This window comes from Gordonia sp. p3-SID1431 (genome assembly GCF_025143765.1).
Classification (GTDB): Bacteria; Actinomycetota; Actinomycetes; order Mycobacteriales; family Mycobacteriaceae; genus Gordonia; species Gordonia hongkongensis.
The window spans coordinates 1-15,763 of sequence record NZ_JAMBDT010000111.1; the positions used below are offsets into that span (position 1 = coordinate 1).

Genomic DNA, 15,763 nt, shown 5'->3' on the forward strand with positions numbered 1-15,763 from the left:
CTAGCTCCTGCGCGACCGCGCCGCGAAGGTTAAGTTCAACTGTCGAGCCCTCCGGAATAGCGGTGTTGTCGTAGAGGAGATAGGTCGAACGAGCGGCTCGCTGTCGTTCTGCAATGCGTGTAGCCGCCGACTCAATGCTTGTGAGACCAGGTGTGAGAACACGGGCGGACGGGTCATCGGGTGGGTACTGTCGTCGAAATACCACGCAGGACGACGACTCTTGTCCATCTCTCGTGTCGTGAAAGACGTTCACAGTGTGCATTTCGATAGTCAACTTAGGTGCAATGTCCGACAGCCACGCAACAGTCGTCAACGTCTGTGCGGCGTAACTTTCTGCGATTAGAACAATCCTGGGTAGTTTTAGGATGTCGTCGTTCCAGTCATCAATGACATGCTCTTCTAGACGAAGGAGTGCCTCGTCCTTGGTGCACGGTGTTCCCAAAGTCGCCAGGTACTCAGCGTGCGCCTCGGCCAGTGTCAGCTTGTCGAAGCCCGCGACCAAGGCGGCATACGTCACTGCCTGTAAGTGGATTCGGGCGTCGTTCCCCCGTTTCAGCTCGACGACGATCAACTGGCCGGACGTGTCTAACGCCAGAACATCGAGGCGTTCCCGTCCAAGGTCTCCCTCAGATGAAGACCATTTCGAGTACTGGCGCGCGACGACCATTACGCCAGCGCCAAGTACTGCGGGGTTGTCAACCACCCACTGCTCGAGATGGACCGTCTCAAGAAAGCCGGACGCAGCGAGCGATCCGCTGGCTAGCGGCTTTGCGACTGAACCATCGACAGTCAAAATCTTGATATCTGTCGTCACAAATTCATGCTAGACGTGAAATTCCAAGAACGTGACATCTCGCCCGGCATTCTACGACGACGGCGCAGGCCGGCGGCCAAGGAGTACGAACGACTAAGCAAGTGCTTCGTACAACTCAAAGTTGTGTGCACAAACCATTACGACTGTCGTACGACGGAGAGGGCGTCAATTCGACCAGCGCCGTCCCATCGGACCGAAGGCCACATGCCTACAGGAGCGTCATGCCGATCCGCTCGCGTTGGCCGGTGGCCTGGCGGCCGGAATCGTCCGCCACGCTCGGAGGGTGCCGACCTGTTCTCGAGAACCGCCAGTTCCTGAAGCGCCCCGGGTTTGCTGGAGGCTCGGTTAGTTGGTTCCAGCGGATGCCGGGACCGGGTTCTCACGGTAGCTGGTGACCGTGTGGGCCGACCAGTAGGCGGCCTCGTACTCGGCGGGCGGGACGTGTCCGATCTCGCCGTGCAAACGGCGGTGATTGAACCAATCGATGTACTCGGCGACGGCGATCTCGACTTCGCCGACACCACCCCAGCCACCTCGAGGACGCATGACGGGGTTGCGGATGCATTCGGCCTTGAACAACGAGTTGAACGCTTCGGCCATCGCATTGTCATACGAATCACCCTTAGAGCCAACAGAAGTCACCGCATCGGCTTCGGCGAGGCGTTCGGTGTAGCGGATGGCTCGATACTGGGCGCCGCGGTCGGAGTGGTGAATCAGCCCCGCCACGTCCTGGCCGGCCCGCGAACGCGCCCACAACCCCATATCCAGGGCGTCGAGCGCGAGGTCGGTGCGCATGGTGGTCGAGACCTGCCAGCCCACGACCATCCTCGAGAACACATCGAGGATGAACGCGGCATACACCCACCCCGAGTGGGTGCGGATATAGGTCAGGTCGGCCACCCACAGCGCGTTGGGTGCTGCCGCGGTGAACTGCCGTTCCACACGATCTGCCGGTCGCGGAGTCTCGGCCCCCTCGCTGCGCGTGGTCCTGCGCGTCTTCAACCTCGTTATCCCCTGCAGCCCATCAACTTTCATCAACCGTTCGACAGTGCACCGGGCCACGCGGACGCCCTTTCTGCGTAGTTCGGCATGAACTTTGCGGGCACCGTAGACGCCGAGGTTGTCGGCATGCACAGTGCGGATCTCACCGAGCACCTCGCGGTCACGAACCACCCGTGGTGCCTCGACTCGTCGAGAACTCAGATGGGCTCGCACCGTGGACGGAGCGATCTGGGCGGCTGTCTCATGTAAGGCCGCGCAGATCGGATCGACTCCGTGTTCGCCCCGAAAAGCGGCGACGAACTCCACGATCAGCGCTGTGGGCGGTCGATCTCCGCCGCAAAGAAAGCCGACGCCTGCTTCAAGATCGTGTTCGCCCGCCGCAGCTCACGGTTCTCCCGCTCCAGCTGCGCGATCCGCTCAGCCTCGCTGGTCGTGATACCCGGGCGAACGCCGCCATCGATCTCGGCCTGCTTGACCCAGGTGCGCAGCGCCTCAGGATGCACACCGAGTTGATCGCCGATCCGTTTAAGCGCTCCAGGCCTCGTGGCCGGGTCCTTACGGGCCTCCACCGCCATCCGCGTCGCCCGCTCCTTCAGCTCAACGCTGTACTTCCGTGGTGCTGCCATGCTCCCCATCCTTCACAGATTCGAGAGCCTCCGACAAACCCGGGGCGGTTCATCCCTCGACTACCGTCAGCCTGATCGCTCTGTGCCGCTGCGTGCTATCCGCCCCGCTCACGGCACGCAGGTTGTCGACGATCCCACGTCCTGTGCCGGGTACTGCCGTACGTCCATGCAGAAGGTCGCCGAGGATCCCAACCACTCGAGCTGGTAGGTCGAACGCTCCCGGGCTCTCCGGGCTCTCCTCGCCGGCCGCCCTCGCCTTCATCTCCGCGGCGAAGGTCCACTGCGGGATCTCGCGCGCGAGGGTAACGACCTTGTCGGCGAGGCTCGACTCATCGACGCGATGGCGTCGCGCGGTTCCCGCATCCTCGACGCCGGGTGCGGCCCGGGGCGCGTGGGCGGGTACCTCGCCGAGGTCGGACACCAAGTAGTTGGCGTCGACGTCGACCCGGTCCTCGTCCAAGCCGCTGAAGAAGACCATCCAGGCCCGCGATGGCTGGTGAACGACCTCGCCGAACTCGATCTCCCCGCCCGCGGCATCGACGAACCGTTCGACCTGATCGTCTCGGCCGGCAACGTGATGGCGTTCCTCGCGCCGAGCACCCGTGTCACCGTCCTCGAGCGACTGCGCGCACATCTGCGCGACGACGGCCGCGCAGTGATCGGCTTCGGCGCCGGCCGGGACTACGCGTTCGACGAGTTCCTCGAGAACGCAGCCACCGCCGGCTTCGCTCAGGACCTGCTCCTAGAGTCTTGGGACGTCCGCCCGTTCACCGACAAGTCGGAGTTCCTCGTAGCGGTCTTGCGGCCCGCATAGAGGTCACCTGCTTGGCATCTGTAATGCCAACCGTCAAGAGCCGTGAGCGACAACAGAATCAACCGCCGGCGGCCCCGAACGTTCCCTCAGTGACCTCGACGTCAGGTGACAGTGGCTGCCGCAGCCGCCAGCGTTCAGTCAGCTTCGATGCGGCGATCGTCCACTCGCCGTCTTCGACGACGTACTCGTCGTCGTACTCCCCCACCATGACCGTCTCGGTCCGGTCGAGCAGGTTCACCTGACGGAAACGCAACGACCATCGCCCCGTCGCAGTCGTCTCGCTGGTGAGGGTGATGTCCGGATGCATGCCGTGATGCATGTCGAGGATGGCGAACCGGCCATCAACCTTGTGCAGCGCGACCCTCCGAAAGATGTCCGTCAGGGCGTCGGCATCGTCGAAGGTGCCCATCGATCCGTAGTCGATCCGCGCGCCGTCGCGGGCGAAGCAGCCGCGAAATGCGTCCGCGTCTTTGGCATCTGACGCTCGCCAGTAGCGGTACTTGAGTCGCTCGATCGCAGCGACGTGATCATGCTCCGAATCAGTCGTCATCGTCATCCCTTCTCCGCTGCACAGGCCCGCCCGCGGTCCGCTCGGGCATCAGGGGCAGCCTATGTTCGATCGCACCAACCTCACGCGGATTCGCGGACACCAACGGGCTGGTCTGCGGAAGGCAACGCCCGCCCCGAGGATTCGGGACGCTACCGCGAGTTGGGGCACGTTGGCCCCGCGGATGTCAGAACAGTGCGGCGTCATCCCGCATCCCCGAGGCCGACCGAAATTGTCAGTGGTCGATGCGATCATCAGTGAGTCATGAGGGGTTCTCGCCCCAGATCTACGTTCGCTGTCAAATGCCTTACCGCTGTCGTTCTCTCGCACCACGAGCAGCGTCGTCGCATACGGCCCCGATGGCGACCTGATCGAGGCGGGTTGGAGGAAGGAAGACGGATGAAACTCTCTGCTGCGCTCGATGTCGAGGTCGTCGCCCACGAAGCCGCCGACGAGGTGACCGTGCTGCTCGAACTGCAGGCACCGGCCGGTCCCGTCACGGACCGAACACCCACAGCGTTCCAGGTCGTGCTCGACCGGAGCGGGTCGATGTCCGGCGCCCCACTCGCCGGCGCACAGAAAGCGCTCGCGAGCGTGGTCGCCCAACTCGACCCGACCGATGTGTTCGGGCTGGTCACCTTCGACGACGCGGCCGACGTCGTGGTCCCCGCCGGTCCACTCACAGACAAGCAGCGCGCGACCGATGCCATTGCTCGCATCGACGCCGGGGGCCTCACCGACATGTCATCCGGTTACCTACGCGCTCTGCAAGAGCTGCGACGCGGAATCACCACGGCAGGTATTCGAGGCGGGACCGTGCTCATCGTCAGCGATGGTCACGTGAATCAAGGCATTCAAGACGTCGACGCCCTCGCCGGCGTCACCGCGAAAGCCGCCGCTGACGGCATCGTCACCTCGACGCTCGGCTACGGCCGCGGGTACGACGAGACGCTGCTCTCCGCGATGGCGAAGGCAGGCAACGGGAATCACATCTTCGCCGACGACCCGGATGCCGCTGGGGCGGCAATCGCTGGTGAGGTGGACGGGTTGCTGGCCAAATCGGCTCAGGCCGTCACCCTGACCGTGCGTTTCGTACCGCAGGTGCAGAAGCTGGCCCTGTACAACGATCTTCCGGTCCACCAGACCGCTGAGCGCGAGTTGATGATCGAGCTCGGTGACCTGCATGCGCTGGAGCAGCGGAAGCTGCTGCTGCGGATGAAGGTCGACGGGCTCGCCGCGCTCGGGGTCACACAGGTCGCCGACCTGGAGTTGCGCTACGTCGAGACGGCCACGCTGACCGAGCACACGGTCACGCTGCCCATCTCGGTCAACGTGGTGCCGGGCGATGAGCTGGGTGATCGGATACCCGATCCCAAGGTGCAGTCCGAGAAGCTCTACCAAGAAGGACAGGCCGAGAAGCTTCGGGCGTCGCAAGCCTTCGAACGCGGTGACATCGAGGGTGGCGAGTCCGCGCTCGGTGTCGCTCGGGCGCGCCTGACGGAGGCCGCCTCATTCTGCCCACCCGAGGACCGCCAGGCCATCGATGGGGAGGTTGGCGCGCTCGACGTGCTTGCTGCCGATGTCCGTACGACAGGTGCCGATTACGTGTCCAAGACGACCCGCGACTCGTATCATCTCGCCAACCGGAAGCGTGGTCGGCGCCGGGACTGAGCTCGTCCTCGATGACACTGTCCCAAGTTGTGCCCTCAACGCCGACGAACCACCGCGTCGAGCGCGACCGAACTCTTCACCAGGAGGAACGATATGCACCTCACCACCGCCCAACTCGACCGCGCCGCAGGTGTTCTGCTCGGGACAGCCGCTGGTGACGCGCTCGGCGTCCCGTACGAATTCGAGTCCCGCGTCCTGCGCGGTGACGAGGCACCCCAGATGCTCGGCGGAGGTCTAGGCGACTTCGCTCCCGGCGAATGGAGTGACGACACGTCCATGGCGATGGCGATCGCCGACGTCGCGGCGACCGGTACCGACCTCACCACGGACGAGGCGCTCGACGCCATCGCCGACAACTTCCTGCGCTGGTTCGACGGCGGACCCGCCGACATCGGCATCCAGACCCGGGCTGTTCTCCGCGCGACAAGGCGGCGGCTCAGCCGCGGTGGAGTCGGCGCCGGCGCGATCATGCGCGACGAGGCGAACTCCTACGCCGAGCAGCATCCGCACTCGGCGGGCAACGGTGCGTTGATGAGGACCGCACCCGTCGCGCTCGCGCACCTCGACGATCGGGACGCCCTCGCCGACGCCGCGCGGCTGGTGGCCGGACTCACCCACGCCGACCTCCTCGCCCGCGATTCCTGTGTCTTGTGGTGCGAGGCGATCCGGGTGGCGGTTCTGGACGGTAGATTCGACGTCCGCGCCGGACTCGACCTACTACCCGACGAGCGAGCCGACCAGTGGTCGGTATGGCTCGACGCCGCTGCGTCGGAGCCTCCGAAGTCGTTCTCGCCGAATGGGTTCACCGTCACTGCGCTCCAGGCAGCAGTTTCGGCCATCTTGCAGACCCCGATCCCCGACGCGATGCCATGCCGTCACCTGCAAAGCGCACTCGACACCGCAACCCGGATCGGCAACGACACAGACACGGTGGCAGCGATCGCCGGCGGTCTGCTCGGCGCTCGATGGGGTGCGAGTGCGGTCCCCTGGTTCTGGCGTCGCGCGGTGCATGGCTGGCCGGAACGCGACGGACGACCCAGCGATTCGCACGACCTGATCGCGCTGGCAACCCTCGCGGTGCGCGACGGTGAGCCGGATGGCAAGGGCTGGCCCCTGGTCGACGACGTCCTGTACTCCGAGCACGCATTCACCGACGCCGTCCCCCACCCGTTCGACGATAGTGTGCTGCTCGGGACGCACGCGACTGTCGACCATGGCGCTGACGCGGTGGTGTCGATGTGCCGGGTCGGACGGCGCCAGGCATGCTTCGGAAAGGCAACCGAGTTTGTCGCGTCACGGCTCATGGACTCGGGTGATCCCGCCGAGAACCCGAACCTCGAGTTCGTCCTCGCTGACACGGCCGATGCCGTCCGTGGCTTACGCGCCGAGGGCAAGACGGTGCTTCTGCACTGCGTCGCCGGACACCAGCGGACGCCGAGTGTCGCGGTCGAGTATGGCGTGATGCTCGGACACTCGGTCGAGACGGTGCGTGCTGCGGTGCTTGAGGCTATGCCTGGTGCACGCGGACGTGGGGTTGTCTGGGCGTCAGCGGGCGAGCCTCCGCCATGAGGACGGATACGTGGGCACCACTGGTGCCCGGCTAGCTAGACAAGAAAGAGGGGTTCTGTGATGTCCGGAGGAGCATTGTCCGCGGCTGATCTGCGGATATGGATAAGTGCGGCGCTCGAGCCAGTGGTCGGTCATGAAGCAGTTACCGACGATGACGGTGACTTCCCGATCCGGTTCGAGACGGGTCTGGTCTTCATCCGCGCGGTAGAGAACGAGCGGTCGATTCATTTGTTCTCGACCCTCGTGGAGGACGTGATCAAGACCGACTACGCGGCGTTTGTGGTCCAGACCCTCAACCGAAACAACCTGCAGCTCAAGTTCTTTCTAGTCGGAGATACGATACGTGTCCGCGCAGTCTTGTATGCGGACCCGCCGATCGAGTCGCATCTTGTGCGATGCCTTGCCGAGTTCGAAGCAGTAATGGGCGACAGCGCCGACATCGCGCACGACGTAGGCGGTCGTTTCGCCTGGGATGCTGACTCGCCGAACTCCGATGATGACGACGAGTTGCCCACACCCGTCAAGATCTTGATCCAGCTCGACAGTAACGGCGACGAAACCTTGTCACCCGAGGATGTCGCACGGATCTGTCATCACGACACCGAGGAAATCCTCGAGTACATCAGAACGGTCGAAGAGCAGATGATCAACTGGCGGAACCGGGCAGACAACGCGGCGTCGGAGGGCGACGGTGAGGAAGCCGAGGCATGCTTGAACGAAGCGCAAGGCTGGGAGAAGACCGCAGCCGATTTGCGTGGGGCGCTGCGATACGTCGCGCTGAGATCATGAGATCCCTCGCCGCTCCGGACGTTGTGTCGGCGCGCAATTCGCCCGCATGGCCGAGGCGCCACGTCAGGCTGACGCAATCACCTCTGGTGTCCCAGTAGCGCTAGGCTCGCCGTATGGCATCGTCCGGGTGGCAATTCTGGGAAGTGACAGACAATGGCGGCGAGTTGCGTTGGCTCGGCGCCACACGACCCACTGGGCGTACGGCAGCTAGCCGTGCGACCGTGTGGACACTTATACCCAGCACCAGGATCTTTATAGCGAACTGGTTCGTCAGCGAAGCGTGGTCAACTGAGGACAGCGGGTTGTCCTTCGAGGACATAGATTCCACCTACGCCCAGAGGATTGCGCTTGACGTGCCGCAGCCCACGAAAGAGGACCTAGCGCGGATCACGCACCCGGAGCGACTGCTGACGCTGTCCGATCTCACGAGTTACCCCGTGCTCAAAATGTTGGGCAAGCGAGTCGACACCAAGCTGCAAGAGCGACGATAAGCGTTCAACTCGATTCCTGGGCTGAGTTGAAGACACGTCAGCTCATACGAGTCCGGTGCGGCGGAAGCAGTTTCCCACACTAGGACGACAGACCGTCCCGTCTTCGGTGAAAATGGTGGTCGACGTCCAGCCATAGCGGTGCCCCTTTGCCGTGGATTCGCTGCGACTGCCAGCAATTGGATTGCAGCGCAGCCGAAATCGGTTGCACCGCATCGCAGTGGCTCGACGCACGCGCTACGACCCAGGCATTACCGCCGCCAGACCCTCACACAGAGAGCGCACTTCACCGACTGTCGGCGACAACTCGTACGCATGCTGGTGACAGCATGCGCTCAGTTGATGCCATAGCGAAGCCAGTCGATCAGCTGTCTCACGATCATCGAGCGCCTTCAGGATCGCCAGCCTAGACCGCATCGACGCCCACTCGCAGGGAGCATTGACCACACCGCAGCGCTCGAGCACGGTCGCTTCGAGTGCTTGGCGCGCCACCACCGCAGCGAGTCGGGACGCGTTACCCGAGGTCGAGTCCCCTAGGCCTCGCAGCAATTGCTGGGCATAGGCGAGGAGTTCGGCCGGCGTCACCGCTGGTCCAAGATGTCGTCGATAGTCTTGCGCAAATCTCTGACGTCGTCTTTGCCGATGGTTGCGCCCTTGTGTACGCCCTTCGTTGCGATGGACATCGCCGCAGAACGATGCTGCCGCCGAGACTTCCACCCTGAGAGGTCTGAATCGGTTGCGCCGTGCAGGGCAAGTGCCACACAGGCAGTCGCACTCTTAGCCTCGGCCCATCGCGCTTCCGTGTCGTGCTGCGGCTGACCGTCGACGTTGCTGCGTGTGAAGTAGACCTGGCGAGCTGCTGCTTCGATGGCAAACCGGAACAGACCGGGACACGCTCGCCGCTTGATGTCGTCGGGTACGTTCTCGTCGGCGACGACCGCGAAGGCGTCGTCAACGTAGCGACGCGCAGGTTCGTCGGCGCTTTTCACCACGAGCTGCGAGCCCGACTCCCGGGTGACCTCGATGAGGTGTGCATCGATCGAGTGCTGGCGAATCGCGGTCGCGAGACGATCGTCATGAGAAAACACGATGACCTGCCGGCTGGCGGCGAGGTCGGTCAACACGTTCAGAAAGCCGTCGATTTTGGCCGGGTCCATCGCTTGGATTGGATCGTCGAGCACGATGAACCGGAACGGGCTCGCCATGGCCGTCGCTCGCGGTAGAAACAGTGCGAGCGCGAGGGCGTGTAGTTCGCCCTGACTCATCACCGACAGGGCGCCCACTGGCTTGCCGTCGACGTGTCCCTTCAAGACCGCTTTGCGTTGTGTGCGTCTACCTTCGAGCGCAATCTCCGAGATTTCGACGTCGCTCTCCTGTCGCAGCTGCGACCAGATTGCTCGCGCACCTTCGGAGATCGGTGCGAGCCGCTGCGCCCTGAAGCTTTGCGAGTTCTCCTGAACCCATTTGCGAGCTTCTTCAATCACTTTCACCGTGTCGTCGGTCTCGCGGGCAAGCCGTTCCAACGCAAGCCATTCCAGCGCGTCTTTTGCGATGGGCACCCATGCGTCTTGGAGTTCCGCCGCCGCACTTGCAGCTTCTGTCCGGAGTGCTGCGAGCGCTTCAGAGAGAGGGGGAAGCTGGGCCTCGATGTGACTTGGCAGGTCATCGACGCCAGCGGGTACCGCCGAGGCTGTAGCGAACGCCTCGCGGTAAGTCGCCAGGCTAGGCAACTCAACATCGGCAACCGGCGATACATCTCGAAGTGACTCGAACAGTTGGCGCGCTGACCGCTCCAGCTGGTCCACGTTCCGCCGCGCTTCCCGATACATCGCCAGCTGTGTGTCGTCGGCGGCGATGGCCTCTCGGGCGTGAGTTTCCCAGTCGACGGTCAGCGCACCCTCGCCGCACACCGGGCAGGCCGGAGCGTCGGTGTCGTGCGCGTTCCGGTACTCCAGGGCTCGCCGGAGCAGATTAGACCGCTGCTCGGCGGTCCGCATCGCACTGTCGGCCAGGGTTCGTGAGTTGCTCAGAGCATCGCGAAGTTCGGTAGCGATCATCGCAGCGAAATCGAGGTCTGGTAGGTCGATTCCTGCGATCGAGTCGAGGGCAGCGGCTGTCGTATGTTCGCGCGAGTCAGTGCCGGCTACCAGGCTGGCGATCGCATCCAGGTCGGGAGTCCGTGAGCGCACGAGTTTTGCCAGCGCGGCGGCGCGTTCGTCGTCGGCATCGGCGAGCAGCTTCTTGAGCGCAACTAGTGAGTCTCGTGCGGTCTTGCGCGGGCGCCGACGTTCCGCGTGCTCCGCGTTCAACCGATTCTCTGCGTCCTGCACCTCGTCGAGGGCGAGCAACTTGTCCAGCGCGTCGTAGAGCTTCGACGGCTCTTGCTCGAGCAGGCCGCCGATCTCGTCGTAGCTCAGAATCGGGCGGTAGATCTCGATCGCCGTGGACCAGCCAAGCGCGTCGACGCCGTGTTGACGCTTCTCACCCTCGCGCTGGGACCAGTGCTGGGCGTCGTTCAGCGCGGCTCCGTCGGGCCACTGCGCGCCGATCGAAGTCTTGGGTCCGTTCTCTGTGGTGAAGTCGACGCGCACTTCACACGGGTCGCCCTGGTGCAGATTGCGCCAGGCGTCGACCCAAAGTTTGGCCTTGTTCTTCCAGCGGTAGCTCTCACCGGTGAGCGCATACTCGAGGGCCTCGGCGAAGCTCGACTTGCCCGACCCGTTGCGTCCGCTGATAACGGTGATGCCGGGGTAAGGCGTGATCGTCAGGCTCGCCTGCGGACCAATCCCACGGAAGCCGGCAACACGGATCTCGCGCAGAAACGCACCGGCAGGTTCCTGCGCCTCCGGCGTGGAGTTGGGCCGTTGATGAGTCACTGCCCTACCGCCAAGCTGCTCCGATAGTGCGTCCTCGCTGTCGAGAGCAGCAATCACCACGTACTTGGCTTCGTCACTCAGCTCGTCGTCGGCGTCGAGCAACTCCCAGACGGTCTCGAGCAGGGACGCCTCACGGATCGACTTTGACTCGGTCACCACACTCCCCCTCGACGGAACTATCGCCGACCTTGCCACACCGTAGAGACAGACTTGCCGCTGTTGTCATCACGCTGTGATCTACTCCGACTCGTGCATGATCCTTGGCCGCGACACCAAGAACCAATCCCGACCTGTCCGCGATCGCTACGCTCGACGGGGCTAGGAGGCAGCAATGACCGACCGTGACGACATAGGCGTCCGCGAGTTGGAATTTCGGCGGCGATGGCACAGGGCACACATCGCCCGATTCAACGCAGTGAACGACAGCACTCGCGTGTCGTGGCGAGAGGAGCGGCTCACCCCTCACGCGGCCGATGCTCGACAGCTTCTCAACACGCTCGGCCGAACCAGAGATTTGAGCTCGTTCCAAGCCGAGACGGACCGCTGGGTGCGCAGCTTCGATTCTGGATACGGCGGCACCGGCGGACAGATGATCATCAACCAGATCAACAAGATGTCGCCTGATCCGGACGCTGCCGTCAGCGTCCTAGTCGACGTACTGTCTCCACCTCAGGACCTCGATGATGCCGTTCGCAAGATCCGCCTGCTTGCCGATCATCTCCAAGAGATTCGAGTCGGCGCACACCCGAGCCCCAAGCGTGCTCCGTTTGTTGCCTCCTACTACTGGGCCCTCGATAACCCGCAGACGTGGCCCGCGGCGTGGCCGAAGTCGGCCGAGTACATGAACTACCTCACCGGGAACGCCGAGTTCAACGACCAAGGCGAGAGATATGCGGAACTCTACCGTTGCGCAACCGAGATTGACGGTGATCCACGACGTTTCGAACAGGTTGCCGCGTGGTGGGCGGACGAGCGCCCAGTCCTTCTGGACGACGTTCTGTGCGACCGTGCAGCCCTCCGCGAAGGCGCGAAGGATCGGGGCGATGCTCCGGAGTCGTACCGCGCCAACGCCGCTGCCCTGGTTTCGGTCGCAAAACACTTCGGTACAACCCTGGAGACGTCAGTGTCGGAGGCAGCCGGACGAACTCTCAAGACGCGCACCCCCGGCGTGATGTGGGATGCGGACTGGCCCCGGGGCGATCTCTGGACGGATTGGCGGGTACCGGGCACTTACGGGTTGTCGGTCCGCGTGTGGCTCAATGCGAAAGGACTCGCCATCGGGCTGCGCCCGTTTCCCGACGCCGAAACCGGAGCGGCCGAACGCGCCGTCGAACTAGCCGAGAGTCATCCTCTTGCCGGATACGAGCTTCTCGCAGGGAGGTCGCGCGTGGGCCGGAACGCCGGGTTCACCGGCGGCGGCACGGGCGAAGTGATCTATGCGCGCTGGTTCGACCGGTCCACGTTCCCAGCGCTGGACCTACGATCCGAGGTTCTCCAGACAGCCCGCGACGTCGCGCCGATCATGTCGGAACTCAACGGCGAAAACATGACGCAGAACGAGGAGGACGACGCCTTGGCCGCCGTGGTCGCCGAGTTCAAGTCCACGACCGGATACCCGACGCCGGGTCACGACCAAGACAGAGCCGATCGCCGTGACTTCGCCAAGTTGCTTGACCCCGAGGAGCTGTCGATTGTCGATCGCGCGGACCTGCGGCCGATTTGGAATACGCAACGCTACGGTGGTACCGGTCCAATGTCGATCCTCAACAAAAGTGTCCGTGACGCGGACGATGCCGAGTATCAGCGCATCATCGATACCTTCACCTACGTGTGCTGGGGCGACGAACCGCCGGCCACACGGATCAACCGGGCCTTGGAGGACGACGAGCTCCGCGTCAAGGGATTCGGCGAGTCGGTCATGATGAAGATGCTCGCCATCACTCATCCCGAGCAGTTCATCACCGTGTACCCGTACACCGGCCCCAAGGGCAAGTTGCGAATGCTTAAGCTGCTGGGTCTCGACACCCCGGACGAAGCCGGACGGGGACAGCTTCAAGTCGCCTCGAATGACGCCCTACGCGCACGGCTCGACAGCTACTTCCCCGGCGACCCTCTCGGCATGGGTGCCTTCCTCTACTGGTACGCCGAGAACGACGAGGTGCCCGACGACGAACCGATCGTCGATCCGCTCGACGACCTTGCGGAAGAGTTGCTGGTCGAGCGCGCCTTCCTGGACGACGTCGTCGCACTGCTCGAGGACAAGAAGCAGGTTGTGTTCTACGGCCCACCGGGGACCGGAAAGACGTACTTCGCCCGCAAACTGGCCGAAACCCTGGTCCCCGAAGCTTCCCGAAGACCCATCGTTCAGTTCCACCCGTCCACATCGTACGAGGACTTCTTCGAGGGGTACCGACCGGAGACCGACGTAGACGGGGTCATGACCTACCGCCTGCAGCGTGGCCCGCTCGCCGAACTGGCGGCACGCGCCAACGATAAACCGGGACATCGTCATCTCATGATCATTGACGAGATCAATCGAGCCAATTTACCAAAAGTGCTTGGCGAGTTGCTCTTTCTACTTGAGTACCGGGATACACCGGTGCGGACCTTGTATCGCCCGGATGATCCGTTCGAGCTGTCCAAGGACATCTGGTTCATCGGGACGATGAACACCGCCGACCGGTCGATCGCCTTGATCGACGCTGCCCTGAGGCGACGATTTCACTTCATCCCGTTCTTCCCGAACCATGGCCCGATGGCTGGGCTCCTTGGCCGCTGGCTCCAGCGTGAAGGCGAACCGGCGTGGGTAGGCGAGGTGGTCGCACAGGTCAACGATGAGCTCGATCGTGAACTCGGGGGACCTCATCTCCAACTCGGGCCCAGCCACTTCATGAAGCGCGGACTCGACAAAGAAGCGTTGCAGCGCATCTGGGTGTACGACATTGAGCCGTTCATCGAAGACCAGTTCTTCGGCGACGCCACACGGATCACGTACTTCCGATTCGACCAAGTGTGGAAGCGTTTCAATGACCTGGCCGGCGAGTCGATCAGCGAGAATCTAGGCGAAGACGAGCCGGACCTCGGATGAACGTGCGTGTGACCCTCAAGGAGTATGAGTCGCGCGAGCTTGTGCTGACACGTGCACAAGCCGAGTCCCTCGAACTGACCGGCTTCGTCGAAGTGTCACCCGCGCCCGGTGACCGGTGGCGCATCACGGCAACGTCCCACGTCGGGACGCTGGTCGTCGATGGTATTCGCCTTCTGATACGGCCAAAGATCAACCCTCAGAACCTCTTTCTTCTTCTGGAGCCGGGTCTTCCGCACAGCGCCTGGCGCCGGGAGGCTTTCGATTACGACGTGTCGTCGGATCTACTCCCCTCGGTGATCGCCTTTTTCGCGCGAACCCTCGAGACCACGCTCGCTCGGGGAGTCTTGCGGTCGTATAGGACGATGGAAGAGACGCTTGTCGCGCTGCGCGGGCGCCTCGACGTGCCCAGGCAGTTCAAGCGCGCGGGAGTTCTCACCCAAGTCGCGTGTACGTACGACGACTTCACGGAAGACATCCCGGAGAATCGGGTGTTGCGGGCTGCCGTACAGCGGGCGCTTCGTATCGCCCGAGTCGACCCGGCCGACCGACAACGACTAATGCGTCAGCTCGTGGCGCTCGACGCGGTCGAGGACCATGCCGTCACGCCCGAGGACGTCGACCAGATACACCTTACTCGGCTGAGTCAGCATTACGCGGCCGCACTGCGGCTCGCGCGTCTCATTCTCGCCAACCTCACGCTCACCGATTCCCACGGAACAGCACCCGCCTCATCGTTCATGGTCGACATGAACGATTTGTTCCAAAGTTTCGTCACCGAACGATTGCGGCGCGAAATGAGGGGTCGTCTCGACGTAATAGCCGAGCCCACCGTGCATCTAGGCACGGGCCGCCAGGTGACTATGCTGCCGGATCTGTTGTTCCGCAGTGCGCACGGACAGCACGTCTACGTCGGCGACATCAAGTACAAGCTCGCCAAGGACGGACGTGGACGTAGCGGGGACTACTACCAACTGCTCGCTTACACGACCGCGTTGGAGCTTCCGGAGGGGATCCTCATCTACTGTCGTCACGAGAATGATGACACCGCTAGCAGGACGGTTATCGTACAGAGTGTCGGTACGAGGCTGGTTCTGAGATCGCTCGATCTGAGCGACTCTCCCGAGCACGTAGAACTTGAGCTCCAACGGTTGGCTGCGAGTATCGCTGCGGCGGTGAAGGGCTGACGAAGCAATCGTCGATCCCTCGGACCAGGGCGGGACAGAGAGTATCTGCAGAGTGTCGTTCAGTAACCACAGAGGCGCTTGCCGAATTGTGCCTAGATGCACTCGCGCCGGTGATCGCGCCATCGGCAGAGAACCTCGACTTCGTGCTAGCGGACACGCCGACGCCGTTCTCGGGTTACGTGCCGGGCAAGACCGTGCTGCTGCACTGCGTGGCCGGACACCAGCGGACGAGCAGCGTCGCCATCGAGTACGACGTGACGCTGGGACATCCGCTCGCGCAGGTGAGTGGCTCTGT

The 15,763-nt window shown here is 63.4% G+C and carries 9 protein-coding genes, 2 pseudogenes and 1 other annotated feature; of the genes and pseudogenes, 7 read left to right on the forward strand and 4 right to left on the reverse strand.

Annotated elements, in window-relative coordinates; all coding sequences use genetic code 11:
• Both M4D77_RS20545 and M4D77_RS20550 read right to left on the reverse strand, forming a co-directional pair.
• A partial coding sequence (locus M4D77_RS20545; protein WP_259937230.1) for a DNA-binding protein occupies positions 1 to 814 on the reverse strand: 814 nt, incomplete at its 3' end.
• Positions 815 to 1,159: 345 nt separating this feature from the next.
• Positions 1,160 to 2,442 (reverse strand): IS3 family transposase gene (locus M4D77_RS20550; RefSeq protein ID WP_259937232.1). Its coding sequence is split into 2 segments (ribosomal slippage): positions 1,160 to 2,154 and positions 2,154 to 2,442, totalling 1,284 coding nucleotides; the frame shifts between segments, so codons are not numbered across the junction.
• Positions 2,036 to 2,164, reverse strand: a sequence feature (AL1L pseudoknot). (Overlaps the previous gene by 129 nt.)
• A 166-nt stretch (positions 2,443 to 2,608) precedes the next feature.
• Between M4D77_RS20550 and M4D77_RS20555 the strand changes: the two are divergent.
• Positions 2,609 to 3,256: pseudogene (locus tag M4D77_RS20555) on the forward strand (class I SAM-dependent methyltransferase).
• A gap of 58 nt (positions 3,257 to 3,314) precedes the next feature.
• Here the strand turns inward: M4D77_RS20555 and M4D77_RS20560 are convergent.
• On the reverse strand, positions 3,315 to 3,806 hold the full coding sequence (locus M4D77_RS20560) for a nuclear transport factor 2 family protein (protein ID WP_259937233.1): 492 nt from the start codon (positions 3,804 to 3,806) through the stop codon (positions 3,315 to 3,317).
• Positions 3,807 to 4,202: 396 nt separating this feature from the next.
• Here M4D77_RS20560 and M4D77_RS20565 point away from each other — a divergent pair, with 396 nt between their 5' ends.
• The 3 genes from M4D77_RS20565 (at position 4,203) to M4D77_RS20575 (ending at position 7,832) form a co-directional block, all read left to right on the forward strand.
• Positions 4,203 to 5,474, forward strand: a complete 1,272-nt coding sequence (locus tag M4D77_RS20565) for a VWA domain-containing protein (protein ID WP_396266606.1) — start codon at positions 4,203 to 4,205, stop codon at positions 5,472 to 5,474.
• 93 nt (positions 5,475 to 5,567) lie between these two features.
• On the forward strand, positions 5,568 to 7,043 hold the full coding sequence (locus M4D77_RS20570; protein WP_259937236.1) for an ADP-ribosylglycohydrolase family protein: 1,476 nt from the start codon (positions 5,568 to 5,570) through the stop codon (positions 7,041 to 7,043).
• A 60-nt stretch (positions 7,044 to 7,103) separates the two neighbouring features.
• A complete protein-coding gene (locus tag M4D77_RS20575; RefSeq protein WP_259937237.1) occupies positions 7,104 to 7,832 on the forward strand; it encodes a T3SS (YopN, CesT) and YbjN peptide-binding chaperone 1 in 729 nt (242 codons plus the stop codon).
• Between the two features lie 1,069 nt (positions 7,833 to 8,901).
• Here M4D77_RS20575 and M4D77_RS20580 read toward each other — a convergent pair.
• Positions 8,902 to 11,352, reverse strand: a complete 2,451-nt coding sequence (locus M4D77_RS20580) for an AAA family ATPase (RefSeq protein ID WP_259937238.1) — start codon at positions 11,350 to 11,352, stop codon at positions 8,902 to 8,904.
• A gap of 175 nt (positions 11,353 to 11,527) precedes the next feature.
• On the opposite strand from M4D77_RS20580, the gene M4D77_RS20585 reads away from it, so the two are divergent.
• The 3 genes and pseudogenes from M4D77_RS20585 to M4D77_RS20595 all read left to right on the forward strand — a co-directional run.
• The gene (locus M4D77_RS20585) at positions 11,528 to 14,284 is read left to right on the forward strand and encodes an McrB family protein (protein ID WP_226513327.1); all 2,757 of its coding nucleotides are present in this window, start codon (positions 11,528 to 11,530) and stop codon (positions 14,282 to 14,284) included.
• Positions 14,285 to 14,292: 8 nt separating this feature from the next.
• Complete coding sequence (locus M4D77_RS20590) at positions 14,293 to 15,468, forward strand: McrC family protein (protein WP_259937239.1); 1,176 nt, start codon at positions 14,293 to 14,295, stop codon at positions 15,466 to 15,468.
• 110 nt (positions 15,469 to 15,578) lie between these two features.
• A pseudogene (locus M4D77_RS20595) lies at positions 15,579 to 15,763 on the forward strand (hydrolase); the annotation flags it as partial.